Source organism: Fluviispira sanaruensis, from assembly GCF_004295685.1.
Classification (GTDB): domain Bacteria; phylum Bdellovibrionota_B; class Oligoflexia; order Silvanigrellales; family Silvanigrellaceae; genus Silvanigrella; species Silvanigrella sanaruensis.
Map to the genome: position 1 here is coordinate 212,561 of NZ_AP019368.1, position 25,358 is coordinate 237,918.

The 25,358-nt window shown below is 32.1% G+C and carries 23 protein-coding genes; 8 read left to right on the forward strand and 15 right to left on the reverse strand.

From position 1 onward, the window contains the following. Positions 1 to 50: 50 nt before the first annotated feature. Together EZS29_RS00910 and EZS29_RS00915 are read right to left on the reverse strand one after the other, a co-directional pair. On the reverse strand, positions 51 to 1,058 hold the full coding sequence (locus tag EZS29_RS00910) for a hypothetical protein (RefSeq protein ID WP_130605627.1): 1,008 nt from the start codon (positions 1,056 to 1,058) through the stop codon (positions 51 to 53). A gap of 492 nt (positions 1,059 to 1,550) precedes the next feature. Beyond that, positions 1,551 to 1,790: a hypothetical protein gene (locus tag EZS29_RS00915; RefSeq protein ID WP_130605629.1), complete on the reverse strand. Its 240-nt coding sequence runs from the start codon at positions 1,788 to 1,790 to the stop codon at positions 1,551 to 1,553. 163 nt (positions 1,791 to 1,953) lie between these two features. Here EZS29_RS00915 and EZS29_RS00920 point away from each other — a divergent pair, with 163 nt between their 5' ends. Next, positions 1,954 to 2,859, forward strand: coding sequence for a DNA adenine methylase (locus tag EZS29_RS00920; protein WP_172603699.1), 906 nt, complete (start codon positions 1,954 to 1,956; stop codon positions 2,857 to 2,859). A gap of 1 nt (position 2,860) precedes the next feature. Here the strand turns inward: EZS29_RS00920 and EZS29_RS00925 are convergent, their stop codons facing one another. The 6 genes from EZS29_RS00925 to EZS29_RS00950 all read right to left on the reverse strand — a co-directional run bounded on the left by EZS29_RS00925 (position 2,861) and on the right by EZS29_RS00950 (position 10,268). After that, a complete protein-coding gene (locus EZS29_RS00925) occupies positions 2,861 to 3,808 on the reverse strand; it encodes an acyl-CoA desaturase (protein ID WP_130605633.1) in 948 nt (315 codons plus the stop codon). A 204-nt stretch (positions 3,809 to 4,012) separates the two neighbouring features. Next, on the reverse strand, positions 4,013 to 4,870 hold the full coding sequence (gene rsmI, locus EZS29_RS00930) for a 16S rRNA (cytidine(1402)-2'-O)-methyltransferase (RefSeq protein WP_130605635.1): 858 nt from the start codon (positions 4,868 to 4,870) through the stop codon (positions 4,013 to 4,015). Between the two features lie 8 nt (positions 4,871 to 4,878). Next, on the reverse strand, positions 4,879 to 5,721 hold the full coding sequence (locus tag EZS29_RS00935) for an MBL fold metallo-hydrolase (protein WP_130605637.1): 843 nt from the start codon (positions 5,719 to 5,721) through the stop codon (positions 4,879 to 4,881). 15 nt (positions 5,722 to 5,736) lie between these two features. Beyond that, on the reverse strand, positions 5,737 to 7,344 hold the full coding sequence (locus EZS29_RS00940) for a hypothetical protein (RefSeq protein WP_130605639.1): 1,608 nt from the start codon (positions 7,342 to 7,344) through the stop codon (positions 5,737 to 5,739). A 24-nt stretch (positions 7,345 to 7,368) separates the two neighbouring features. Next, positions 7,369 to 9,381 carry an ATP-dependent helicase gene (locus EZS29_RS00945; protein WP_130605641.1) on the reverse strand — a complete coding sequence of 671 codons (2,013 nt, stop codon included), beginning with the start codon at positions 9,379 to 9,381 and terminating at the stop codon, positions 7,369 to 7,371. 17 nt (positions 9,382 to 9,398) lie between these two features. Then, positions 9,399 to 10,268 (reverse strand): prepilin peptidase, encoded by an 870-nt coding sequence (locus tag EZS29_RS00950; protein WP_130605643.1) that lies wholly within the window; start codon positions 10,266 to 10,268, stop codon positions 9,399 to 9,401. Positions 10,269 to 10,360: 92 nt separating this feature from the next. Between EZS29_RS00950 and smpB the strand changes: the two genes are divergently transcribed. Further along, complete coding sequence (gene smpB, locus EZS29_RS00955; protein WP_281276325.1) at positions 10,361 to 10,825, forward strand: SsrA-binding protein SmpB; 465 nt, start codon at positions 10,361 to 10,363, stop codon at positions 10,823 to 10,825. On the opposite strand, the gene EZS29_RS00960 is transcribed toward smpB, so the two are convergent. Both EZS29_RS00960 and EZS29_RS00965 read right to left on the reverse strand, forming a co-directional pair. Continuing rightward, positions 10,822 to 11,286: a hypothetical protein gene (locus tag EZS29_RS00960; RefSeq protein ID WP_130605647.1), complete on the reverse strand. Its 465-nt coding sequence runs from the start codon at positions 11,284 to 11,286 to the stop codon at positions 10,822 to 10,824. The genes smpB and EZS29_RS00960 overlap by 4 nt on opposite strands. 5 nt (positions 11,287 to 11,291) lie before the next feature. Continuing rightward, the gene (locus tag EZS29_RS00965) at positions 11,292 to 11,936 is read right to left on the reverse strand and encodes a hypothetical protein (protein WP_130605649.1); all 645 of its coding nucleotides are present in this window, start codon (positions 11,934 to 11,936) and stop codon (positions 11,292 to 11,294) included. A 461-nt stretch (positions 11,937 to 12,397) separates the two neighbouring features. Between EZS29_RS00965 and EZS29_RS00970 the strand changes: the two genes are divergently transcribed. Then, positions 12,398 to 12,601: a hypothetical protein gene (locus EZS29_RS00970; protein WP_130605651.1), complete on the forward strand. Its 204-nt coding sequence runs from the start codon at positions 12,398 to 12,400 to the stop codon at positions 12,599 to 12,601. A 109-nt stretch (positions 12,602 to 12,710) separates the two neighbouring features. Here EZS29_RS00970 and EZS29_RS00975 read toward each other — a convergent pair whose 3' ends face one another. Together EZS29_RS00975 and EZS29_RS16165 are read right to left on the reverse strand one after the other, a co-directional pair. Beyond that, on the reverse strand, positions 12,711 to 13,121 hold the full coding sequence (locus EZS29_RS00975) for a hypothetical protein (protein ID WP_130605653.1): 411 nt from the start codon (positions 13,119 to 13,121) through the stop codon (positions 12,711 to 12,713). Further along, the gene (locus tag EZS29_RS16165; protein ID WP_281276289.1) at positions 13,115 to 13,246 is read right to left on the reverse strand and encodes a hypothetical protein; all 132 of its coding nucleotides are present in this window, start codon (positions 13,244 to 13,246) and stop codon (positions 13,115 to 13,117) included. Before EZS29_RS16165 ends, EZS29_RS00975 begins: the two co-directional genes overlap by 7 nt. Before the next feature lie 120 nt (positions 13,247 to 13,366). Here EZS29_RS16165 and EZS29_RS00980 point away from each other — a divergent pair, with 120 nt between their 5' ends. Next, positions 13,367 to 14,257 carry a shikimate dehydrogenase family protein gene (locus EZS29_RS00980; protein WP_130605655.1) on the forward strand — a complete coding sequence of 297 codons (891 nt, stop codon included), beginning with the start codon at positions 13,367 to 13,369 and terminating at the stop codon, positions 14,255 to 14,257. On the opposite strand, the gene EZS29_RS00985 is transcribed toward EZS29_RS00980, so the two are convergent. Further along, positions 14,247 to 15,449 (reverse strand): aminotransferase class I/II-fold pyridoxal phosphate-dependent enzyme, encoded by a 1,203-nt coding sequence (locus EZS29_RS00985; protein WP_130605657.1) that lies wholly within the window; start codon positions 15,447 to 15,449, stop codon positions 14,247 to 14,249. The genes EZS29_RS00980 and EZS29_RS00985 overlap by 11 nt on opposite strands. Before the next feature lie 114 nt (positions 15,450 to 15,563). On the opposite strand from EZS29_RS00985, the gene tilS reads away from it, so the two are divergent. The 3 genes from tilS (at position 15,564) to EZS29_RS01000 (ending at position 21,259) form a co-directional block, all read left to right on the forward strand. Beyond that, positions 15,564 to 16,703: a tRNA lysidine(34) synthetase TilS gene (gene tilS, locus EZS29_RS00990; RefSeq protein WP_130605659.1), complete on the forward strand. Its 1,140-nt coding sequence runs from the start codon at positions 15,564 to 15,566 to the stop codon at positions 16,701 to 16,703. Positions 16,704 to 16,861: 158 nt separating this feature from the next. Next, positions 16,862 to 18,835 carry an ATP-dependent zinc metalloprotease FtsH gene (gene ftsH / locus EZS29_RS00995; protein ID WP_281276290.1) on the forward strand — a complete coding sequence of 658 codons (1,974 nt, stop codon included), beginning with the start codon at positions 16,862 to 16,864 and terminating at the stop codon, positions 18,833 to 18,835. A gap of 216 nt (positions 18,836 to 19,051) precedes the next feature. Then, positions 19,052 to 21,259: an LTA synthase family protein gene (locus EZS29_RS01000; protein ID WP_130605661.1), complete on the forward strand. Its 2,208-nt coding sequence runs from the start codon at positions 19,052 to 19,054 to the stop codon at positions 21,257 to 21,259. Here the strand turns inward: EZS29_RS01000 and EZS29_RS01005 are convergent. After that, entirely contained in the window at positions 21,239 to 21,937 is a 699-nt protein-coding gene (locus EZS29_RS01005) for a DUF2652 domain-containing protein (RefSeq protein WP_130605663.1), read from the reverse strand. The genes EZS29_RS01000 and EZS29_RS01005 overlap by 21 nt on opposite strands. Positions 21,938 to 22,846: 909 nt before the next feature. After that, positions 22,847 to 23,008, reverse strand: coding sequence for a hypothetical protein (locus EZS29_RS15795; RefSeq protein WP_172603701.1), 162 nt, complete (start codon positions 23,006 to 23,008; stop codon positions 22,847 to 22,849). 734 nt (positions 23,009 to 23,742) lie between these two features. Between EZS29_RS15795 and EZS29_RS01010 the strand changes: the two genes are divergently transcribed. Next, positions 23,743 to 25,200: a hypothetical protein gene (locus tag EZS29_RS01010; protein ID WP_130605665.1), complete on the forward strand. Its 1,458-nt coding sequence runs from the start codon at positions 23,743 to 23,745 to the stop codon at positions 25,198 to 25,200. Positions 25,201 to 25,358: the final 158 nt, after the last annotated feature.

Here is a 25,358-nt window from a genome sequence, read left to right on the forward strand (position 1 = left end):
AATTATTTATGTAATAATAGCAAGATTCAAACTTCGGAATATATTAACTATTAAAATCTATTTAGTTCTTCATGAATTCTTTTTTCGGTGGCAATTTTTTCTTTGAGTAGGGCACTTGTCCGATTCAAGTTATTTTTAATATCATTTGTAATGAATTCATGAAAATGTAAGCGTATAGAAGCGATTTCGCTGCTTGCAAATAAAGCAGTTTCTTTTAAACTGTTATTATTTAGATTGAGCAGTTTATCGTAAGTATTTTCGATTGCTGTTTCATTTGTGCTTTTTGAGTTTAGCTGTGCCTTATAATTTTTATTTTGCAAATTATTTTTTAGAACTTTGCCAAATTTAATCTCGCTTATAATGAGACCGTCAAAGTATTCGTTTCTGCCTATTAAAATAAATCCATTGAGAATTTCAATTCCTTCGAAATGCTTACCAGAACCAATTCGAAATAAATTTTCAATTTTTATCCCTTTAAAGTTATTACTATCATTTCCATTAGATCCATTGATTTTACTCATATTTTTTTCAATAAATGAAAATATTTTTTTTAATGCATTTACTGAGTGAATTTTACTTCTTTGTTTTTTATTATCAATCATTTGAGAAATGTTAATAAGAGTTTGTATATATTCTTTTAAAGGATTATTTATAATATAAATTAGTTCTTTGTTGGATTGATAGACAATTGGCGCATAATTTAATATATCAGTTAAATCTTGAGCTGTTTTATAAAATCCATTTTCTTTGAATAATTCTTTAATTTGTACAAACTGGTCTCTATATGTATAAATATCTTTGTCTTGAAGTTGTTGTTTTCTGATAGTAAAAATAATTTTTGAAAATACAATAAAAAATAAGATATTTATTAAAAAAGAGGTATATTCAAAAAGTGCGTTTAAAACAGTTGGTAGGATATAGAAAGCCAAAAGAACTCCAACAAAATATAGAATCCAACTGTATGATTTGAAATTTGATTTTTTGTTTGTAGGTTTAGTCCTCGAAGAAGAAGCTTCGTCGATATATTGGATAAGTGATGGATTTGAATTGTAAAACATTGTTTGTTTCTCTCTGTATAGGGTTACACGGAAAGACTATAGTATTATTTTTATAATATATAAAATAATTATCCAAGTTAAAATTTTTTTTATATATTTCTAAGGACAAACTTTGAGATATTTGATCAATATTGGTTATCAATGATGATATTAAATAAATCTTATTTTTCTCATTAATTTTATTTTTAATAAATGCAAAAATGATCAATTTTGCTTGTCTATTTTAACAAAATTCATTTCTTTAGTCCGAGAATGGACTCCATTAAATAATTAAGCAAGTGGAATTATTGTCTTTAGTTTATTAAAATTGATATATTTAGATAAACAATAATTTTCTATGAATATAATCTTTAACTAATTGTTAAATATGTATGTGATATATGAATAATTATTTATTAAATTTTTATCTTTTAATTATGCAACGAGAAATGAGGCAGAGGAATATTATAGGAAAAAGTCATCACGAACTATTTATATAAATATATAATAATACTAAGTATTTCTATCAAGATCTTCTTTGGAGGAGCTCTCATCAAAGATCTCATTACACTTTCTACACATATACTTTATTTTTTTGGGACGTATGGTAATACCAAATGTAACAAGGAACCAACCGATGCCAGAATATTCGGCTTTTGGGGTCACCATGTGATGGTATTTATTGAATCCATCTCGACACGTTTTAAGAGTGATATCATTTTGATGCGATACAGATGCCATTTTTTCAGTCATAAAGCCTCCTTATTTGGGTATTGCATAGAAAACTCTATAGCATAACTTGCTTCTCGTTTTCTACTTTGATTTATAGATACTCTTAATGTGTGCTTATGTGCTAGTAAATATGAATTCTCAATGGTGATTCCATTTTTCAATGCTTCCATTTTGGAGTTTGGCTATGAAAGATTCTAATTTTCTCTTTCCATTAAAAGAGAAATCGAAACCAATTTTAAAGTGGGCGGGTGGAAAAACTAATTTATTACCTCATCTTATTAAAATTTTTCCAAAGAATTTTGATAGATATATTGAGCCATTTATTGGAGGTGGTGCGGTTTTCTTATCACTGAAAAAAGGCACTTCAGCTATTATTAATGATTATAATGAAGAAATTTTTAATTTGTATATTGGTGTTCGGGAAAATCCAGCAGAGATAGCAAAGTATTTAGATAAGTTTTCTTCTCTCTATTCAGAAGAATTTTATTATAAATTAAGAAAAGAAATTCCAGAGAATAGATACGAGAAAATGGCAAGAACAATTTTTTTGAATAAAACTGGATTTAATGGTCTCTATCGACAAAACTCCAAAGGTGAATTTAATGTGCCGTTTGGAAAAAGAACCTTTTGTCCGAGCTTATATGAGAGTGATAATTTGTTTAAAGTCTCTGAGAGACTTAATTATGCTCAAATTTTAAATGAAGATTTTGAAATGATCATCGAACAGTCGGGACGAGGTGATTTTGTCTATTGCGACCCCCCTTATGAACCTCTATCTATTACTTCATCATTTAATTCCTATAATAGTATCGGTTTTAATCGGAAGCAGCAAATTCGATTGTATGAAGCTTGCGTGAGAGCAGCAAAAAGAGGGGCATGTGTTGCTATATCGAATTCTAATTCAAACTTTATTTTAAATTTATACAATGACTTTTTAATAAATAAGTTATTTGCTAAAAGAGCAATTAACTCAAATGGAAATAAAAGAGGAAAGATTGAAGAAGTACTTGTACTGATTTGTGAAGAGAGCGTTTCGAGTCTTTATTTCAATCAAGAAATTAGAAAAACCTTAGATTGCTCTCTTGCTTAAATTAAACTGCTTTTTTGTGAGGAATGAGCTCTGGAGTCACTTTTGGAAGTGTTTCTTGACCGTTTTTAATGGTATCGTCCTTCTTAGTGACTCTGTTTGGCAACTTAATATCTGTAACAAGACCAAGTTTTTTTAGACTAGAAATCATGATCCAAGTTTGGTCAAGTTGCCACCATTCCCAACCGTGACGAGCGGCTCTAGGTTGAGCGTGGTGATTATTGTGCCAGCCTTCGCCAAAGGCAAGGATACCGACCCACCAGTTGTTACGAGAATCATCATTGGTGTTGTGTGGACGAGTACCCCATTTGTGCGTTGCTGAGTTTACAAACCAAGTCACATGGTAACCCGAGACAAGTCTTACGAAAATACCCCATATTATGAAACTCATAGCATTATACCAGTCAAACCCTGCTGTGCTACCGAGAAGGCCACCAAGTGCAAATAAGCTGAGACCTACTGCAATTTGGATGAGGATCATATTTTTTTCTAAGAACATGAAATACTTAACTTTAGCTATGTCAGGGCAGTAGTGTGACACTTCTTCAATGGAATTTAAGTCAGCACGTCTATTGAAAATAAAGCCAATATGTGAATGCCAGAAGCCTAAATTCATGTCATGTGGGTCATATTTGGTATCCGAAAAAGCATGGTGAACTCTATGCTGTCCAACCCAAGAAATTGGACCACCTTGGCAGGCAAGAGTTCCGCAGAAAGCTGCAAAGTTTTGAATAATTGAATTTGCTTTAAAGCCTTTATGGCTAAGAAGTCTATGGAAACCAAAAGTAATACCAACCATACCAGCAAGGTAATGCATTACGGCAAATACGATGAAAGCTTGCCAAGTAAAATAGTACCAGCACAAAGTCAATGCTATGATGTGCACTGCGGAAATCCAAATGAAATTTCTCCAATTAAATTTCGTTATTGATGCAGATTCTCTTAATTTCATAAATACCTCTAAAATTTGAAAAAAGTGTTACCCACTCTTCATGAGTTCTAACGGCAATTCTAAAGCATTGTGAAGGCTTTAAACGTAAAAGAACTGTAAAGATGTCTAAGTATTTGAATTTATTTATTTATATGTCTGTTGGAATGAGCGATCTTTTAAGAAAATCTATATATTTGTAATTTAAGAGTATTTTTTAAGATCCTGTTAAGACTTGATTTTTAAATATACATTGTAAATTTCTTTGGAACTTTGCTCGTATTTTTCTGCTAAGACTTTACAAGCTTCTTTTATGTGCATGCCATTTTTTACTAACTCCAAGACTTCAAAAGCAATTTCTTCACAAGGTTTTTCTAACTTTTCATTTAGAATTGGCTCGATATTGACTGTGATTACAAATTCACCTTGAATTTCAGATTTTTTTTCGATTTCTTTTAAAATTTCATCAATACTACCATTAATATGTTCTTCGAATTTTTTAGATATTTCTCTAGAGAGAGTTAACTGAATTGGAGTTTGAAAAAAATATTCTTTTATATTTTTTAATGTATCTATGATTCTTTTTGGACTCTCAAAAAAAACAGCAATGCATGGCGCAATTGATTTCCAACGAGCAAATTCTTTGCACTGATCCTTTTTGCTTCGTTCTAGAAATCCTGAAAATAGAGTGCGCGGTTGAATAAATCCACTTGCTGCGAGTGCAGAAGTCATACTACTCGGGCCTGGAATACTTAAAATTCGAATTCCATGTTTATGAGCTGCCCTTATGAAAAATGAACCAGGATCGGAGATGCAAGGAGTCCCAGCGTCTGAAACAACGGCCGCACACTTGAGTTCTGAATTTAATAATTTATTTATTAAAAATTCAGATTTTTCTTTTTCATTATGCACATGAAGACTTTCAAGAGGTGCTTTTATGCCAAAATTGTGTAATAATTTGCTTGTATGCCTTGTATCTTCACAGGCAATAAAACTAACTGAAGATAAAATACTTTGAGCGCGTTGAGAAAAATCACCTAAAGTACCAATAGGAGTCGCAACGATATAAAGAACGGGTTCAGACATTATATTCCTTAATTATAATCAAAAACTTCTGCACTATACTTGCCTTTTTCATCTCGTTTAATTGTGCCAAAAGGATGTTTTACATCGTGGGTAAAAAATAATTTCGCATTTTTAGCATACAGATCATCCAAAAAATTCTTTTTCTCATTTATAACAAGTTCAGGAAAACGATCATATCCCATGGAAATTGGTATATGCATCCAAGCAAAACCCGGTATGAGATCACTCGCAAAAACAAGTAAATAATTGTCTAAATGAATTTCTGCAAGCATTAAACCTGGGGTATGACCATGCGAAAAACGAAAAGTGACAAAGGGATTTAAATCACATTTCCCATCGCTTTCAACTAAAACAAGCCTACCCGATTTATCAAGCAAATTATTTAAAAGTGGAATAAAGGATGCTTTGTCGCGCGGATGTGGGTTTTGTGCTCTTTGCCACTGTTCTTTTCCTACATAATATTTTGCATTTGGAAATAAAAGTCTTAAACTTCCATTTCCAAATTCTGAGAGTAGCCCGCCTGCATGGTCAAAATGCAAATGAGAAAGAACAACTGCATCAATTTGCTCGTGGGAAATATTATTTTTATTTAAATTTTTTATGAGAATATGTTCACTTTCATTGACTCCATATCTTTCTTTAAGTTTTGGCTCAAAAAAAGCTCCCACACCCGTTTCAAATAAAATATTTTTGCCGTTTTTATCTCGAACGAGTAAAGCTCTGCATGCTAGATTGATTTTATTGTCTTGGTCACATTCAACCCAAGTTTCCCACATAGCTTTAGGAGCGTTGCCAAACATAGCACCACCATCCAATTTTTGGGTATTTCCTTCAATTGGAAGAATTTTCATTTTTTGTCTCCAATTTTATAAATTTGTAGGTTCATAATTTTGATCAAAATAAGGTTGCTTAAACTTCAATAAAGGAACAATTTTATTTAACATAATTTCGGTGTTTATGAATACCCATTTTCCTTGTCGTTGAATATTTGGATTTGGAAGAGGTAACGTCTCTTTAGATGAAATATTATTCCTAAATAATAAAGTTTTTAATATAAAAGATTCTATTGAACTTAAAACTTCGGGCCGTAACTCTTTACCGTCATTTTGAAATAAATCGCCTGTTGGAGAATAAAGTTTCAATTCGGGTTTAAACATTGACCCATCAGATCCAAAAGTTATTACTGTTTTTTCTGAGTAGCCTGTGATTTTATTTATTTTGTTTTCAAAGGATGAGAAATAAGCTTCTCCAGAAGGGGATGAAAAATAATCAGATAATATATTTGAATTATGGCGAATTCTTTCTGAAAAATCGATCAGTTCATTTTGTATCCTAATCATATCAAATAAAAATGATACGCTTAAAATATTATTTTCCGCATGATTTTCATACAAATAATCCTGTCTTGACGACGCGATAGAAGTTAAAATATTATTATCATTTTTATTATTTTGAGGGCTTAGGAGTTTTTCAACAAAAGAAACATTATTTGAATAAATTAACGTCTTTCCTTTGAGGGTCCAAAAAACTTTAAAATTCAATTTAAAATCAGCATTTATAAATTCTATTATTTCTGAAAAATTCTTTCTAAAAGTGTCTCTTTTAATTGATAATCTACCGCAATAATCCCAGGGATTTATTTTAATTGAGCAAATAGAGTTGAGAAATTGCTGAGGATCTGTTATTGATAAACTTATATGTGATTCTTTTATGCTTTGATTCGTATTCATATTTAAAGTATCAACTGAAATATCAATGGAATATTGTTTTAAAAAGTTTTCTACATCTTTATTTGTTTTATTAATTAAGATCTCTTGTAATAAATTTGCCTTATTTAAAAAAGGAGATAATGCTAATAAAAGAGTATTTTTAACAGAGAGATCAAGCTGTATAACACCACCTAACAATAAAATTTGTCCATTCCACAGTTCTTCTAGTAAAGAGGATAATGGTTTAGAAAAAGGACTATTTTCATTTTCAAGTAAAATTGATTCACTTTTCTGTGGTGTGTTTTTCTCCAGAGCCGATAAAGTTATATAATTCCTCTTCTCAAAACCGTATAATTTAGGATCGAATATTTCATTTTCATCACTTGATTCATCTTCGATAAAGTTAAGGTAATCACTTAAAACTTCATCGAGTTTTTTAATGGAACGATTGCTATGCTGTGGTTTTAAATCCAAAATAAAAAAGCCAGATGCGCCAATATTATTGTCTGGGGACTTTTTTACTTTGCTATTATCATCTTCACTTTCATCATTTTTTAGTATTAAAGAAAACTTTTCTTCAATATTTTTCGGGTAATTAAAAGAGGCAGCTATTGCAGCTTTCTCAACTTTTTTTACTAAAGAAGAGATTTCGGGTGTGTTATTTTTAGTATTTTCGAATAAATAAAAAATGAGTAACCCCATAGATATAATAATAATAAATAGACATCCGAATATATACTGAATTATTTTTGAAAAATTTTTCATAAATCACCCAAATCCTAAATGCAATTACCGAAAAAGTTCAAATAATTTCCTTGCAGCTTCCATTCTTCTCGCTTCTTCTGATTGAGGATCGGTTCTGCAAAATTCTACTAAATCCTTTGGTATTGCAGATAAAAAGCGGGATGGCTTTGGCTCTCTTTCTGAGTTACAAGAACGACCTTTTTTTCGGAATCCACAATGAGAAATATACAATCTATATTTAGCCCGCGTTATGGCAACGTAAAATAATCTTCGTTCTTCTTGTTCACCGTTTTTAACTGCAATACTTCTTTCATGCGGCAAAATTCCTTCTTCTACACCAATAATAAAAACATTTGGAAACTCAAGTCCTTTAGATGAGTGAATCGTCAAGATCTGTACTTTCCCAGAAGTATCGTTTGCAGACTCAAATTTTGCTTCATCAAGATGGAGTGCATCAATTACAGATTGTATATTTTCTTTTTCGAGTTCAAGCTTTTCTATAACTTTTAATACTCTATCTACGATATCCATACGAAATTGTGCAATCTGCATATTAGCAGAAGATACTAAAATATCTTTTTTCAGGCCAATATTCTCATAACATTGTCTTAGAGCAGATGAAATATCAACTATTCCTTCTGAGTATTTTAGTTTTGCACCAAAATTATCCCATAAGTGCACAAATTCCCAAACCCCTTTGTGTGTATTGGAAAAAAATTTTAAAGAATCCAAAAAAGAAGCATTCGATTTTATTTTCTGAGATTGTAAAAATATATCTTTAATTTTTTCAAGAGTTGCTATACCAATTCCTCTTGAAGGTAAATTTAATATGCGAAATAAGCTGTTTAAATCTGAACTATTATGTGCGAATTTTAAATAAGAAAAGAGATCTCGAACTTCTTTGCGATCAAAGAATTGAGTGCCACCATGTATGTGGTAAGGGATCTTTTTTTCAGTCAAAACTTGTTCAAGTGGAAGTGATTGACTGTTGGACCTCACTAAAATTGCGATTTGATCAAGGTTAAAATTCGGACAGGATGATCTTAGTTTTAATATATTTTCTGCAACAAAAAGTGCTTCATCTCTCTCGTTTTCGCATTCTTGAATAATAATTGAGTATTTATTTTCTTGCTGGCTCCATAATTCTTTTCCTAATCTCTCCGTATTTTCTCTGATCACACTATTTGCCGCGTTTAGGATATTTGGACTGCAACGGTAATTTTGTTCTAAGGTTACTTTTTTTGCTTCGGGAAATGATAATAAGAAATCAGAAATGACGGATGGTTTTGCTCCTCGCCATGAATAAATACTTTGATCATCATCTCCAACAACGCATACATTTCTTGATTTTGATGAGAGCATGCAAATAAATTCAAATTGTGAATGACTTGTGTCTTGATACTCATCAACCATAATAAATGAAATATTGTCTTGAACTTTTTCTAAAAGATTGGGATTTCTTTTGAATCCATTGACAGCTAAGTAAACAATATCATCAAAATCAACTAAATTATATAATCTTAATCTACGATTGTACGAGTTAAATAATTGCTTTAAAATTTTGCTATCGAATATATTTTTTTTGAGTTGAAAATCTTCATCATTATAGAGACAATCTTTAAAATGTGAAATTTTTTGCGCAGCTTCTTGGAGAGAAAGTATATCTTCAAGATGAAACTCGCGAATAGATTCACGTAAAAGATTTTTGCTTTCACTTTCATCGGAAATTGAAAAATCTTTTTGTAAGCCAAATTCAGCGTGATTGCTTCTCAGCAATTTTAAGGCAAATGAGTGAAAAGTTGATAGTTCTACTTTTTTTGCTAATCTTTCACCGACGAGTGAAGCTAGTCTCTCTTGCATTTCTTTTGCAGCTTTATTGGTAAAACTGACTGCCACAATACTTTCTGGGCGCACTCCTGAATGAATCATCCAAGCAATGCGCGAAGTAATAACTTTTGTTTTACCAGTTCCTGCTCCTGCCAAAACAAGTAATGCTCCTTTGGAGGAAATAACAGCTTCTTTTTGCTCATTATTAAGTTGATTTAATATATGCTGCATAAAAAATAATTTACCTATTAAAATGCGCCAATAAATAAAAATGAGTTAATTTCATTTCCATAAATACTGATTGTCAGAGAAGAGATAGCTAAAAATGGGCCGAATGGAATCGCGGTAGAGAGGCCTTTTTTTGAATAAACTCCAATTATAATTCCAATAATTGCTCCAATTATGCAGGCTAAAAATAATGTCAATAAAACTCCTTTCCAACCGAGGACGGCGCCGATAAATGCAAGATATTTAATATCACCCATTCCCATTCCTTCTTTGTGGCGGAAAAGTTCATAAAGTTTTGAAATACAAAATAAACCTCCACCACCAATTGCGATACCGATTAAACTTTCAGCCCAACCCATATCTGGATTAAGAAAGCTGATGATAAAGCCCACAATAACTCCTGGTAGTGTGATTGAGTTTGGTAGGATTCTGTACTTAATATCGATAAAAGATAAAGGTATCCCTGTATATAAAAGCCATAGTGAGATAAAAAATGGTACGTAAGCTGAGTAATGAAAACGACCAAACTGAGAAAAATTATTTGAAAATAAAAATGGAAATGAATCAATAATAATATAAGGATTTAAAAATTTAAAAAAGATGAATAAAGTTAAAATTCCGCTTAATAATTCTACAAAGGGATATTGTTTGGAGATTTTTGTTTTACAGTTTTCACATTTCCCTTGAGCATAAATATAACCAATAATTGGTATGAGAGCTATTGGAGAAATTATTTTTTTGCATGATGGACATGAACTTCTTGGTAATATAAGTGAAATATTATTTGGTATTCGATAAATAACAACATTTAAAAAACTACCAATACTCATTCCAAAAATGAAAACAAATATTCCGAAAATAATATTCAATGTATTTAATTCGTTTGGCATTTGTTTTTCCTTGACAAATTAAGAGTCTTCAATCAACTATTCTAAAGGATAGTTTCTGCCTTATAAATTACAGCAAAAGGCTAAACAATAGAATTGAACATGAGAAAACTATGAAATCAATCTCAAAAAATAGAAAAGCTTGGCACGACTACTTTATTGAAGAAAAGATAGAAGCAGGTGTGAGCTTAAAAGGCAGTGAAGTAAAAGTATTACGCGATGGACATGGAAGCATTGTCGAAGGTTACGCCATGGTGCGCGATGGGCAAGCCTGGCTAGTGAATGCCTATATACCTTCGCTAAAACATGCAAGTTACTTAAATCATAACGAAAGAAGAGATAGAAGACTTCTCTTACACAGAAATCAAATTGAGCGCCTCGATGCGGCAACTCGGCAAAAAGGCTACACACTCATTCCGCTAGAAATTTATTTTGATGATAATAATCGGGTGAAAATTGAACTTGGCCTTGCTAAAGGCAAAGCACATCACGATAAGCGTGATGCGGAAAAACAAAAAGATGCTAAAAAAGAAGCACAAAAAGCAATGAAGAGGTATTAATCGACTTCTACGTTCAGAATAAACTCTTTGTCTGTTTCAAAACTATTGGCAGTTGTGAGCAGTCCTTTTTGTCTAGCAACAATTTTTATTGCTGTTTTCCCCTTGCCAATAAAAGCAAATTTGTAAACTACACTTCCAGAAGCTCCTATGAGACCGTTTTTAGGGGTACAGCAGGAGGTTTTGCCTTCATAATTGACAAAAGCATTGTTAAAGCTGGGTTCTAAATATGAATAAGCGGTAGTGCTTATATCTCTTACGACGAGTGCAATTTTTTCGTCTTTATCAATGCTCACTGCGACTGTGTCTTTATCGACCCCATCAACAACAAGATAGCCATTGATTTTATATCTTTTTATTTCATCATTTGGAGGCATATTTGGATTATTTGAGGATGAAATACAGCCACTGAGTGCAAAAGGTGCTGATAAGAGTATGCTTGCCATAGTAATATACTTTTTCATAAATTTTAACTCATGCTGCAAGTTAGTTTAGTTAAAGACTCTTTCCCTGTAAGCAAAACGGAATCCCATGAGCGACGTGCTTCATCGCCTTGAAACTCTTCATCATAAGTTTCCAAGAGGTCTTGAATTCCATCAGCATCTTCAAGCAGACTTAAAGCGTTTACTGCTGAGCGGAAATAGCGTGCTGCTTCATTGGGATGGCGTTTTACTTTTAAGCACAAACGTCCCATTTCTTCATACCATTGCGCCTTTTCTTCTGGGAGAGCATATTCGCCGCTTTCCCCAAGTAAGTAGATATAAGAGTTGAGAGCTCGCACATGATCGCGTGCAGCGATCATTTCTGCAATTTTAGGTGAAAGTGATTGAATTGTCTTGCGAGCGCGAACCTGTTCTCTTCTTTTGTCCTCTATGCTTTCTTGTGAATTTCTCTCAATGATCCGTTCACAATAAGCTTTTAGGAGGCGTAAATCTTCTGGAAGTACTTGATCTCGTTCGGTTTCTAGAGTTGGGTTGATTTGACGAAAAAGACTCAGCAACTCTGAAGGTTGAACGTGTAAGTAGCTTGCGAGGACTTGTATAGCCCATGGCCTCTCATCAGGCCATACTCTTTCAGCTCGTTCCATTTGCCTAATCAGTTCGTGCATATCCATAGCTTCTCCTTGATGGCTTCTTCTCATTTAATACAATACAGCAAACAACAAGCCCTTAAACATTGGCCAACAAATACATGCGACTTTAGATTGCAACGGTCAAGACAATTTTTTGTCTCTGCTTCAATCTCTTTGGTTTAGATTCCTTGAATACAAATAGGTTATCAGAATATTTGGCCGCTAACTACATGAAAAGCAATGTCAAACAAATTTATGTACATTGCATAAGAACAACTTAAGTGAATTTTGTTTTGTTTAAAAAATAAGCACAGTTTCGCATATCTCTTTTTTTAAAAAAGAGTGAATCAGAAATGACACACTTTCAAAAAAAAAAAACAGAACAAGCTAAAAAAACTAAAGATTTATTTATAAAAAAACTGGCACAATTTTTGCTTGTTGATTTAAGTTGCAAACTTTGTCGAGACAAATTTATTGCGTTTAACCTAATAAAGGGGATATACATGCATACACTTTTGAATACAATAAAAAACATGAATCAAAGTTCAAATTTAGGAACGTCTGCAAATATGAATAAATTGATTGCGGAAAGTATATTTAAAGATTTAAAATCCCATGGTTTTGCAGATAAAGATATCGTTGCTGTTTCATCAGAAATACTAAATAAATTAACAGATGATTTAAGAAATCGACTTGAAAAAAAATAAGCAAAAAAATAAAATTGAAGAAGCCTGAGAGATTTCTCCATCAGGCACTTGAGGCGGGTCAGAATGTCTTAGAAACAATTCTGCATTTAAAGAAACAGGTTAAAATTAATTAACCTGCTTTTTTGAGATGTTTGTCAGATGTTTTTCTAGCAACAACTTTTCTAGCAGTTGTTTTTCTTTTAGTTTTCCGTTTGCGAGTTTTTGAGACTACTGAAAGCTTAGTCTTTCTCTTAGCTTTTCTTTTAGTCTTTTTTACGCCGGTTTTTGTTGCAGTTGTTTTTTTACGTTTTCTTTTCGTAGCAGTTGTTTTCTTACCAGCAGTTTTTTTACGTTTTCTTTTCGTAGCAGTTGTTTTCTTGCCAGCAGTTTTTTTACGTTTTCTTTTCGTAGCAGTTGTTTTCTTACCAGCAGTTTTTTTACGTTTTCTTTTCGTAGCAGTTGTTTTCTTGCTAGAAGTCTTTCTACGTTTTTTACCAGCAGTTTTAGTTTTAGTGCCAGCTTTTTTTCTTCTCGTTACCATGACGTTTCCTCTCTCACATCACTGAAGACGTTTATATTTGCCACATAGCGTCTCTCGACGCGTCTATTGCGCAATCGAGCATCATCACGACGCATTCTTTTTGCGCTTTCAATTTTTATCGTCATCGGTAAAAATACCTTGAGTTTATTTTGTGAGTCTGCAAGCAGAGTAAACAACTTTTGGGCTAAAGAATGAAAAAATAGCGATACATAATTTATTAAATAATAATAAAAACAGGTGTTTATATGAATAAAATGAATTCAGTGTCAACTTCTTTTGTCCCAGATGGGAAAACAAAATATTGTTTTCTTTTTGGCGCATCAATTGAAAAATCTCTTTCTCCCGAGCTTCACACGAAGTGGTTTCAGATAGAAAATTTAAATTGCATTTACCTTCCAATGCCTATCAGAACAGTTGAATTATTTACTGCTTTATTATTAAATATTGTTGAAACAGAAGGATTTATAGGTGGAAATATCACAGCTCCATATAAAAATAGTGTTGTGAATATGAATATTTTTACAATGACTGCAACTGTGCACGCAATACAAGCAGCAAATACAATATACCAAGATAATAGAGGAAACTGGTGCCTTGACAATACAGATATATTTGGGGTCGAAAAATCAATTCAACACCTTATAACCAAAGAAGAAAAATACTATGCTCTCGTTTTGGGCGGTGGTGGTGCGGCAGCTGCTGCACTGTATAATTGCAGTGAAGATAAGAACTGTTTAAAAACTTTTTGTTTTACTCGGAATCCCTCTAAAACAATTGCTTGCTTTCCTTTTCTTATGCAGCAAAGGGATGTTGAAACGCATTTTCTAGTAAATGAAGAACTTGAAAAAACGATTGAGCAAATTTCTCAGGATAAAGTTAAACTGGTACTTATCAACACTCTGCCAATCGGTTTTGCTACGAACGAAACGAATCCGTATGCACTCTATGTAATTGAGCAAGCTTTATTTAAAATCAAGAAAAATAATATTTTCTATTTTGATATGATTTATGCGGATACTATGGCAATATCTTTTGCAAGAAAAAATAAAATAAAAGCCATAAACGGGAAAAAAATGCTGGAGGAGCAAGCAAAGAAAAGCTTTGCTCTTTGGCGCAATCAACTTATTAAGAGTTAAGTAATAAATCAGCCACCGTATGGAGTGTTTCGTCTTTCTTACAAAAAGCAAAACGTACCCATGGTAAGCTTTTGGGCGGATTCTTATAAAAAACAGAGACAGGGATGGTTGTTACTCTATGTGTTTCAACAAGTTGTCTTGCATATAAAACATCAGACATATCACCAGCGAGCCCTTCAAAATTCGCTGTTAAGAAAAATGTGCCTTCACAACTGCTCGTGTGGTAACCCGCTCTCTCTAAAACAGATTTCAAATAATTTCTTTTTGTTTCATAACTTTTCTTTTGTTCAGACAAATAGTTTTCAAACCATTTTTTATCGGACATAACTTCAGCCAATCCCAGTTGAGTGAATGGACTTGTGCAAAAAACTGTTGCTTGATGAACAATGCGAATTGCATTTGTTAAGTTAGCTGGAGCGCAGATCCACCCCGTTTTGAGTCCTGTAAAACCAAATGTTTTTGCAGCGGAACTGATCCTTGCAACGAGATGCTGAATTTTGGGTATTGTGCAGAGCGAAATATGTTTATGTGAGGCATAGGTTAAATTTTCATAAACTTCGTCACTTAATACGATCGCATTATTTTTTAAAACCTTCGATGAAATGCGATCAATTTCATCTTCGCTAAACACTTTTCCTGTTGGATTGTGCGGTGAATTAAAAATGAGAAGTGAAAATCCCCCTGCCGCAGCAGCATCGAATTCACTCCAATCAATTGTCCAGCCACCTCCCCTTACACCAACAGGTGTGTCTGGAGAATGCAGTCTGATGGGAACAACTTCTCCCCCCGCATTCGCAATGGCTTGATAATAGAGATCGAATGCAGGTTCAAAAACGAGGACTCTGTCGCCTGGATTGATAAAAGCATTTATAGCGCTATAAAGAGCTTCAGAAGCACCTGTTGTAATTGTTATTTCGCTTTCGGGGTCATAAATAACTCCAGAAGTCGACTCCACATAATAAGACACTTCCCTTCTAAGTGCTTCTTCTCCTTGGGAGGGTGAGTATTGATTGTGACATGACAAAACTTGTTTAGAGATGGATTCCAGTAAGCGGGTAGGGCCATAAAAATCAGGAAATCCCTGACCAAGGTTTACAGCGTTATAAAGCTTTGATAATGCTGTCATTTCTGAAAAAATGCTTTTTTGGGTCGCACTCCAACGTTTGGCAATTCTGTTTGTGGTTTGCATCATAATACCTTTAGATAATTTTAATAATTTTCACACATTCATGCTATAAAACAACTTAAAAATATGCTTTATTGGCAAGTTGTGAAAGCGAGCCTTTAAAAGAGGAGCTATCAATTTGTGTTATCAGGAAACAACTTTTCTATCAAGTTTGTGCCTGATATCTTAAAATTTCAAGAACTATATAGAAATAATAATATTATTGAAGAGGCAAAAATGGAGAAGAGATGGCAAAATTTAAACCGATTTGAGTATAAATTGTTATCTGATTTACTTCATTTAGAAAAAAATTTAGACTTCTCTGGAAAAAGTATTTTGCTGAATCTGCAAGTTTCAGGTGGTATGGATAGCATGTGTCTTTTGCATGCTTTGACAAAAGTTTTGCATTCAAAACTTTTTAATCCCAAAAATAAGTTTAAGTTAATAGCTCAACATTTTAATCATAAAAAGCGTGGAGAAGAATCTGATTTAGATGCAGAACTTATTCAAAAAATTTGTATAGAAACTGGAGTTCCTCTTTATCTCGAAATCGCGGAGGAAAAAACCTTTAGCGATGGAGAGAAAAATTTTCAAAACAACGCGCGAAAATGGCGGAAAAATAAAGCTCTATTATTATCAGAAAAAATAAAAAATGAATTGAATTGTGAGCATTTTTATATCGTAACTGCGCATCATGCGCGCGATCATGTAGAGACCGTATTATTGCATATCTTAAGGGGTTCTGCCCTGCAGGGTTTAAAAGGGATTCAAAAATTTTCTGATGATAAACTTTTTTATAGGCCATTTGCAAAAATTAATTTTGAGGAAATTGAAGAATACTCAAATGAATTTTCTATTAAATATAGGTTAGATATGTCAAATTTATCTAATGATTATGATCGAAATTATATAAGAAATCATATTCTTGGACATTTGAAAAAGTTAAGACCAAATTATCAGCAAGCATTTCACAAATTGTCAGAGCATGCTATTGAGCAATTGATGCTTAATGAAACATTTCTTAATTCCAGTTTGCAAGGCAATTTTGTAATTGATAAGGGAACAAGATCTTCTGAGCTTTTTCATATTCTTATCCATAAAGAGAAAAAATTGCTAGGGGTTGTGACAAAAAACTGTATAGACAATATTCTCTATGAAGTGGAGCTTATGTTTAAAAAGAAGATAATAAAAAAAGAGATTAAAATAAGTTCAGGATGGGAAATTCATTTGTCAAATAATAATAAAAACATTGAGATAGATGTTTTTAGAGAAAAAATATAGAAGAGTTAAGAAAGTATCCGATAAGGAATGACTTGACTTAGTGTGGTACCGTTGCAAACTGTTTAAAAGGGTGTAGAGATCGCCCGTTTAGTAGCATAATATGATACTTGATCGCCTCCAACCAAACCAGAGGCTAAAGTGAAAGGTAAGGAGCTCGAATGGGTAAAGAATCTTGGTTAAAAGCCGCGCTGGTGTGGGCAGCGATGATAGTTTTATTTGCTTTGTGTTTTAAGTTATTATACAAACCCCACGAAGATGTTCAAAAAACATATCCACAATTTCAAAGTTATATTGAAAAATCTTTGGGCGACCAACAGAGTATTGTGAGTGTAACCGTTCGTTCTGATAATCTCCGTGGCGACGAAATTATAGCAAAACTCAAAGACAACTCAACTGTTACGACCTATGGCCCCGCTGACGATGGCGTGCGCTCTCAGTTACGAAAAGAGCTGGAAGCTAAAAAAATTCCTATCAACTATGAAAAGCCAGATGACAGCAGTGTTTGGTGGGTGAGCCTCATTACGATGTGGTTACCAGCACTTTTAATTGTTGGCCTTGTGCTTATGTTCCTTCGCAATATGCAAGGTGCTGGCGGGAAAGCAATGTCATTTGGCAAAAGCAGAGCTAAGCTTCAGTCCGAAGGTGCAAATAAAGTTACTTTTAAAGACGTCGCTGGTATTGAAGAAGTTAAACAAGAATGTTCAGAAATTGTTGCGTTCCTAAAAGATCATAAAAAGTTCCAAGATATAGGAGCAAGAATTCCTAAGGGAGTTCTTATGATGGGAGCACCAGGCACAGGTAAAACTCTTTTAGCACGCGCAATTGCAGGCGAAGCGGGGGTTCCTTTCTTTACAATTTCAGGTTCTGATTTCGTTGAAATGTTTGTTGGTGTTGGAGCATCACGCGTGCGTGATTTATTTGAAAATGCCAAGAAAAACTCACCCTGTATTATATTTATCGATGAAATCGATGCTGTCGGTAGACATCGTGGTGCAGGCGTTGGTGGTGGGCATGATGAAAGAGAACAAACTCTCAATCAGTTGTTGGTTGAAATGGATGGTTTTGAAGCAAATGATGCTGTCATTATCATTGCAGCCACAAACCGTCCCGATGTCCTCGATCCCGCTTTGTTAAGACCCGGCCGTTTTGATAGACGAGTTATGGTTGGTCTACCCGATGTCCGTGGACGTAAAGATATTCTTGGCGTTCATATGAAAAAAATCAAACATGCAGAAGATATTAATGTTGAAAGAATTGCTTTAGGTACTCCAGGCTTTTCTGGAGCAGATCTTGAAAATCTTTGCAATGAAGCTGCACTTATGGCTGCTCGTAACGGCATGAAGCGTGTGATTGAAAAAGACTTTGAAGCTGCAAAAGACAAAATATTAATGGGACCAGAGAGAAGAAGTGCAGTACTGCCTAAGGAAACTATTCGTGTTACAGCATACCATGAAACTGGACATGCTCTTGTCTCGCATTTTTTAAAATCACGGGAAAATGTGCATAAAATAACTGTGATTCCACGTGGACAAGCTCTTGGTGTCACTGCATATTTACCAAAAGAAGATGTCTACGGTTATTCCAAAGAAGATTTATTGACGACGATTGCTTATGCAATGGGTGGCCGTGCCGCTGAAGAAATCAAATTCTCTCAGTTCACAACGGGTGCCTCAAACGATATTCAGAAAGCCACAGATCTTGCTCGCCGTATGGTATGCCAATTTGGTATGAGCCGTCTTGGACCCATAAACTTTGGACAAAAAAGTGAAAATCCATTTTTAGGGCGTGACTGGGGTGAATCGCGTAACTATTCTGAAACCCTTGCGCATGAAATCGATATGGAAGTTTCTAAGATCATCAACACTCAATATGAATTAGCAAAACAAGTTCTTGTTGAGCATATGGATACATTTGAAAAAGTTTCTAATATTCTACTTGAAGTTGAGACACTGGATAGTGAAGAGTTTCTTGAAATTATCAATAACAATGCAAACGCCGAGAAAATCAAAGAAATCCAGCTAAGCAAAACTTTAAGTGGCAACAGTGATGGAAGTGATGCTTCCGGGGCAAAATCAGACCCGTCAAATACGAGCGCTATAAACCCATTGAACACAACTCCTACACCAGCTTAATTGACAAATAAGCTTATGTAAAAGTGAAGGGTAGGAAAGCGAATGTTTTCCTACCCTCCACTTTTTTTGTATATATCTAATATTGCTGTAATTAATTCTATACTTGATTAACATAAACTTTAATATCTCAATAATATTGTCTTAAATAAATTTGTTGGACTGTGTAAATTTGTTTGCTATATATTTTTTCGTTCGGTTATTTATGAGGAAATCTGAATGAAAATGATTAGAAAAAAAATGTTAATACTGTTTAATAATGTCAATGATTTCTTAGATAAAGAGAAAATATTTTGCATTCTTTTTAGCACTTTCTTCCTAGCGTTGATATCAAGTTTTTCTATTATTAGATATTTTACTGAAAAGTATCTAGGGATCAATCTACTCAATTCTACGGAGTTGAAAGTTCATGCTATTGTCTCTGGAATTCTTTCAGATCTTTTTGTTACAGGTATAATATCTATTATATTTATTACTTTTGCTTTTGCTGCCGACAAATTTATTTTTAATAAATATATAAAAAAAGTTTCTCAAAGAATAAAAGTTTTTTTGTTTTTTATTGTTGCATTTTTTTTTCTGTATCTATTATCTTTTCATATTCCGTATGTAAGTTTTTATTCAAGCCTTATAACTCCATTTCATTTAAAATATTTAATTGATCCTGCTTTTATAGATGCGAGTGCATCATCGGCATTGGACTCTAGAGTTTTAATCGCTTTTTTTGTTCCAGTGGTTTTATCTCTACTCGTATATGTTGCATTTAAAATTCCAACCCGGTTAAAATATTTTAAAATTGTTTTTATTATTTTATTGAGTTTAATGTATGGTGCGAAAAAATTAAATGAAGAATTGAATAGATCAGGACGAGTGTGGACTCCTGTTCATTTAAAAGTGAATTTTATTGAAAATTTGTTTTCAGTTTATATATTTAGTAAATCCTACGCGATAGGGGATCTTTCAAACAAAGAATATAATACATTAACGAATTATTTGGGAAAAAACGAGGAATTATCAAAAATAATAAATATAAAAAATAGTTCTAAAGAAAATGAACTAATTCCATCTGATTGGGAGAATCTTTTATTAAACTCTTCCTTAAAAGCAGAATATCATTTTGGTAAAGAACTTAAAGAGCAAATTCAAGACAGAATTAAAAATAATGATCCTCTATTGGTATGGGTTGTCATTATTGAAAGCTTTAAACCTGAAGATGGAAAGTTTCATTACCCAAGTAGCAAACATACATTTCAACCTTTTTATGACTCTTTATCTGCTTCTGGTATATCATTTACCAATGCTTGGACAGTGGGAGGGGTGACCCGCGCAGGACAAGAAGGAAGTCTTTGTGGATCTTGGGTTGGAGAATTTACAACCGCCATGCAAGAACTCCCTAATATAAATCCTGAATGTTTACCAGAACTGTTGAAAAGAAAGTATCCTGAGCATGTATTTTCCGCTTTCTGGCATGGAGGACGTTTTGACTTTGATGGTCAAGGAGTTTTCTGGAAAAAACATGGAATGGATTTAGTTATAAGTAAGGAAAACTTTGACTCGAATCTCCCCAAAACTCCGTGGGGATTGTCTGATAAAGTTCTTTTAAGAAGAGTTGCTCAAAATCTAGATTCCATTACGTTAGCTAATCAAAATAAAATTCAATTTCATGCAGTCCTCACAGTCACAAATCACGACCCATGGCATCTCCCTAAAGATGCTTCAGTAGAATTAATGGAAAAACATAAAGAGCATTTATTTCTTCCTCCACAAATTACTTCATCTTATACAGATGAGGCGTTAGAAGAGTTTGTTCATTTTCTTAAAAATAAGAAATATCCACATGCTCAAGCAGGAACATATTGGGATAACTCAATCATCTTTTTTGTAAATGATCATGGACATGCTATACCATCCTTGCCTTATCCTCAGAATATTGCCTGGGGGATCAATGCTGAAAATAATTTAATCATAGCAATAAAAAAGAGTCAGGCAAATTTAGTTATCAACGGTGGAATTGTAGAAAAAACTTTGCAAAAAAACTCACATAACAATAATAGAATTGGAGTTAAAATTCCAAATTTAGCAAGTCAGGCAGATATCTATCCAACAATTCTTGATTTCTTTGATTTTAAAAATATTTATTCACTTTCCGATTCCTTATTTGCCAATAAAAGAAGGTGGCCTATTATGGTAGATCTTGGAGATTATGTTTTTGCTCCTTCGCCTTATGAAGTTGGAAAAGGAATGGTTTGGTCAAGAAAAGATGCTCTAAATTTTAAAAGCGATTCTATGCAAAATAGTATGAATTATAATTATTATAATACAGCACGTACATTGTTTAAATCTTCTCAGTTTTTATTATTTAATGGGAATATTATGAAAAATGAAGAAAAAAATACTGATAATGTTGCTTTAATTCATGACCTTAATTAAAGAATAAAATAGTAATTTTATTTTAAAAAATATTTTAATTATTCTCAGTGGTTTTTTAACGTAAATAAGATTTTCGTTCAACTTTATATTTGGGTAATGGATAAATGTTTTTATTTCTCCAATTTCATCGTATTTTTCCTTGCCCCTAATAAATTCTAAGTCATTTAGAGAACCTATTTTATTAAATGCTTGTTCAGTTATGAGAATATATTTTTTACCTTTTACAGAGTTTTTAGATAATCTATGCAGCATAATAACATCGAGACCAGATAATTCTTGATATTGATTTATATTATAGAAAAGAATTTTACCCGAATGAATGATGAGTTTTAAATGTAAAGAATCAAGTGAGCAACAACTTTTACATTTGCATGTATTTACTGATTCCAATTTGTTTTTTGTATTCTCAAATGCCTTAAAAAAATTTAAAATATTGTCCATGAAAATTGCTGCACGAATATGATCTGATTCAGGCATATAGATAAAAATAGCATCACCTTCGAGCTTTGCTACTTTAAAAGGTTCTTTGATTTCGTTTAATAATGATTTTAGAAACTCTGAAATGATATATTGTCCATGAGCCCATTCAAACCCATGTTTTTTAACAAATTGAGTGTAACCACTGATATCAGCGAAAAGTAACATGGCTTCGTTTTGCTCGGTGTTATTGTCTTCCATACTTTCAAATATAACAAAAAAACATTAAAAAAATAAAAGTCAAAATAGTGACAAATAATTTTACTTTTAATTTAAAAGCTGTCCAACACGATTTTTAGATGAGTTAGATTAATTCTAACAGGATCAAGGCTTATTTTTCAACAAAAAAAACAAAAAAAGATAATATCATGGAATATAAAGAAATTTTAAGTGCTTCGCAAGTCATGATTCAATTTTTACCAGAGATCAGAGCAAGGAAACATGATCTAGCAAAGGTCCTTTCTGGAGTTTTTTAAGTATTAATTACAGAGATACAATGGAGGAATTTAAACAGAGAATATCCGTCGAAAAGTACATGCTAATACTGATTTAAATAGCTATTCATTTTCTTATTTTAAATTTCGCAAAATCGCTCGACAAATATATTGTCAAGCGCACGCTCTCGACCATTTATGCTTAATTCTATGCCCTCTAAGATATGTCGAATTTTAAATTCATTTCTGGTGGTTTGAGAACCTTGATTTGTGTTCAATTTAATAGGTTTACAATGCTATAAATCTTCTTCAAGGGCCTCTATACTAAAAGCTGTGTCTAAGTATTTTATAGTTTCCACGATAAAATATAATGGCTAAGCTAATCAATGAGAGCACAAAGTTAAAAAATTTTTTTCTAATCAAATGTATTTGATTTCTGTTCTCCAAATTTGATCTACTTCAGTAATATTCATACCAAATAATAAATAGGAGTATTTTTTATATACTAAATTTAGAATAGAATATTTTTTCTTTGGATATTATGCCTGCAATTCCATAAGCTTCATTCAATGAACAACATTTTTGTACCAGTGAACTTTGAATTTAAGTTATCCTATTTGCTGATATAGCTAAGGAACTTAAACCTCATAAATCTTTAATTCCATCTTTCTTTTGTTTATAAATATGTTTCAAATGCCATCAAATAGTTTTTCCAAGTGTAAACTTTATTAGGATACACTTGGTACAGGTGGCTATTTCTTATATTGTTGTTTTGTTCTTTTAATTTTTCTAAGGCTGTCTTACTTTTAAACTCTGCTGAAAAACGTTTGAGCTGCATAGGATTTCTCAAATTCAGCAATTAGCTTATTCTTATCTCAGTTATGATTAAATGTCATCATTTACGGTTTGTGGGCATTATAGTCTAATAACGAGGTGGAGCAGCAGTTCAAGGAATAGAACTGATAAGATCAACCCCGAATTAAAATATTCCTCTAATAATCTCTGTTTTTCATGGTATCAACATTTCCTATGCGACTTTTCTAACTTGTCCATTGAATTCCTTTTTATTGATGAAAAAAGTTAAATTAAAATAGATCAGGAAGATAATTTAAAACTTAAAAATCATATAATTAAATTAAAAATTATGTGTATAAAGATAAAAAAATTAAAATTATATTTTTTTAAATAATATCAAATAATTATTTATACTTATTGCTGTTGTTTAAAATATAGTAACATTTATAATTGACTTTTGAGAGGAATATTGATAATTTAAGAAGGAAATTTATTTAAATTAGTATTTTTGTCTAATTTAATTTTAAGCTGTATTGGATTTATTGAGCAAAGATTACATTAATAATGATATTATCTGCTAATCTTTGTTTTTGTTTTATTTAATTTGTGTAATAGGTATTTATATGCATTTATATGCATTTATATACTCCAAAAATATTATTATTAATTCTTGCTTCTCCATTCATTTTTCTTTTAAACTCCTGTGGAAAAATTAATAATAAAGAGCAAAATATTTCTTTTGCTGAGAATGAAGATGCGGGAGGAAATGGTTCATTGATGTCAAAGCCAGAATCTTGTTATTATAATACATATTTAAATAAAATGTTTAGCAATAGTTCAGAATACAATTCAGATTATATTCCGCAAGAATATTTTTTTAAAATCATGAGAAATCATGAGTTTACTATTAAAAGATCAGGTTCCGTACCATATAGACCAATGGATTCTTCTTTAGATTCATGCAAAACAAAATGTGATGATTTGAACTTAAATAAAATCTATGAATCATTGATTGCTTTAAATATTTTTAAGTATCCTGCGTTAAATGAAAAAATGTCTAAAATAAACCTCAAAATAATTAATGCTATGAAAAAAGAATTAGGAGATAAATTTGAAAGTTCTATTAGTTTTTGGACAAATAATATTCAAGATAATAAAATATCATACTCATCTCTTCAAAGACAATTAGCGTATCCTAACGATGAATTACCGGAATTCGTAAACAGATATGAGACTATTAAATATATAATCGGTCTTCCTATTTATGTAAATGGCAAGACTATTATAAATAAAAGCCCGAATGTTGGTTTTCAGTTTGACTATATCCTTTCTAACTCTAAATTAATAGATGGTGTTGGTTTTGTTACTAATAATGCTAGTTTATTCTTGCATGAAAGGGACTATTTCTTTAATGCATTTGGTAGACGATTAAGAGGTTACAGAGTTAACTCTAAAAATAAAACAAAGACTCTTTATTATGGAATCTATCCATTTGAAACTCCTGAACTTAAAGCTTCTGATTTAAGTATACCTTGGGTCAATCAAAGGGATAATTGTTATATTGAAATGAATGGAAGTTTATATAATCGATCAGTCGCAGAGTTAAAAATTCCACTTGTTTGTGGGATATCTGGTTCTACTAATTTAGCATTTTCTCCAATTTTTGCTTACTCTGTCAATCTAAGTGAAGATGAGTTAAGGCATTATATTCTTTTAATTTGGTCTATTTTTTCTAATGATACAGGGCATTCATTACAAGAAGTATTAACTTCAGCTAAATTAATTTCAATATATTATTCTGAAATAATGGAAAATGAAAGTGAATCTTTTAAAAAATTACAATCTTTTCTTCCCAAAGAAACAATTCAAAATCTAAGTAGGGTCACAAAAAAGATACGACCTTTGGGAAATACTATAAAGCGTGTTAAAAATGAAAGATGGTATGAAATCCGTGAAAAAATTTATGCTTTTAACAAAGTAGATCCTAACCACCGTTTCTATGATACACTTGGTCCTAAAAATGATCAAAAAAGAAGAAATCTAAGCTCTACAGAAAAAAGTAGAAGAAGTGAAATAGAAGATTTTTTTAATCATTATGAAGAGGTGAAGAATGATAATATCGATTCAAAATTTGGAAAGTATGACGATTTTCTCAGTCACTTATCTATTGATTCTGTCTTAGATGAATCTAATATACAGCTGCTTAATATTGTTGCAAGAGATTGTCAGCAATAAATTTAATAGATTTCTATATTAAAATTTGAAAATGTACTAAATTTCTCTTTTGTACGAATTGGCTTATCATGTCCAATAGGGACAGCATCTCTGTATGATTGTTTTACTTTTCGATTGCTTCCTTTTAGCATAACCTCGGTATTTTTTTAAATACCGAG

Excerpts from the sequence above, each read along its gene's own strand:
- EZS29_RS00910 (WP_130605627.1), bottom strand. The coding sequence starts at position 1,058 with ATGTTTTACAATTCAAATCCATCACTTATCCAATATATCGACGAAGCT.
- EZS29_RS00915 (WP_130605629.1), bottom strand. The coding sequence starts at position 1,790 with ATGACTGAAAAAATGGCATCTGTATCGCATCAAAATGATATCACTCTT.
- EZS29_RS00920 (WP_172603699.1), top strand. The coding sequence starts at position 1,954 with ATGAAAGATTCTAATTTTCTCTTTCCATTAAAAGAGAAATCGAAACCA.
- EZS29_RS00925 (WP_130605633.1), bottom strand. The coding sequence starts at position 3,808 with ATGAAATTAAGAGAATCTGCATCAATAACGAAATTTAATTGGAGAAAT.
- rsmI (WP_130605635.1), bottom strand. The coding sequence starts at position 4,870 with ATGTCTGAACCCGTTCTTTATATCGTTGCGACTCCTATTGGTACTTTA.
- EZS29_RS00935 (WP_130605637.1), bottom strand. The coding sequence starts at position 5,721 with ATGAAAATTCTTCCAATTGAAGGAAATACCCAAAAATTGGATGGTGGT.
- EZS29_RS00940 (WP_130605639.1), bottom strand. The coding sequence starts at position 7,344 with ATGAAAAATTTTTCAAAAATAATTCAGTATATATTCGGATGTCTATTT.
- EZS29_RS00945 (WP_130605641.1), bottom strand. The coding sequence starts at position 9,381 with ATGCAGCATATATTAAATCAACTTAATAATGAGCAAAAAGAAGCTGTT.
- EZS29_RS00950 (WP_130605643.1), bottom strand. The coding sequence starts at position 10,268 with ATGCCAAACGAATTAAATACATTGAATATTATTTTCGGAATATTTGTT.
- EZS29_RS00960 (WP_130605647.1), bottom strand. The coding sequence starts at position 11,286 with ATGAAAAAGTATATTACTATGGCAAGCATACTCTTATCAGCACCTTTT.
- EZS29_RS00965 (WP_130605649.1), bottom strand. The coding sequence starts at position 11,936 with ATGGATATGCACGAACTGATTAGGCAAATGGAACGAGCTGAAAGAGTA.
- EZS29_RS00970 (WP_130605651.1), top strand. The coding sequence starts at position 12,398 with ATGCATACACTTTTGAATACAATAAAAAACATGAATCAAAGTTCAAAT.
- EZS29_RS00975 (WP_130605653.1), bottom strand. The coding sequence starts at position 13,121 with ATGGTAACGAGAAGAAAAAAAGCTGGCACTAAAACTAAAACTGCTGGT.
- EZS29_RS16165 (WP_281276289.1), bottom strand. The coding sequence starts at position 13,246 with ATGACGATAAAAATTGAAAGCGCAAAAAGAATGCGTCGTGATGATGCT.
- EZS29_RS00980 (WP_130605655.1), top strand. The coding sequence starts at position 13,367 with ATGAATAAAATGAATTCAGTGTCAACTTCTTTTGTCCCAGATGGGAAA.
- EZS29_RS00985 (WP_130605657.1), bottom strand. The coding sequence starts at position 15,449 with ATGATGCAAACCACAAACAGAATTGCCAAACGTTGGAGTGCGACCCAA.
- ftsH (WP_281276290.1), top strand. The coding sequence starts at position 16,862 with ATGGGTAAAGAATCTTGGTTAAAAGCCGCGCTGGTGTGGGCAGCGATG.
- EZS29_RS01000 (WP_130605661.1), top strand. The coding sequence starts at position 19,052 with ATGAAAATGATTAGAAAAAAAATGTTAATACTGTTTAATAATGTCAAT.
- EZS29_RS01005 (WP_130605663.1), bottom strand. The coding sequence starts at position 21,937 with ATGGAAGACAATAACACCGAGCAAAACGAAGCCATGTTACTTTTCGCT.
- EZS29_RS15795 (WP_172603701.1), bottom strand. The coding sequence starts at position 23,008 with ATGCAGCTCAAACGTTTTTCAGCAGAGTTTAAAAGTAAGACAGCCTTA.
- EZS29_RS01010 (WP_130605665.1), top strand. The coding sequence starts at position 23,743 with ATGTCAAAGCCAGAATCTTGTTATTATAATACATATTTAAATAAAATG.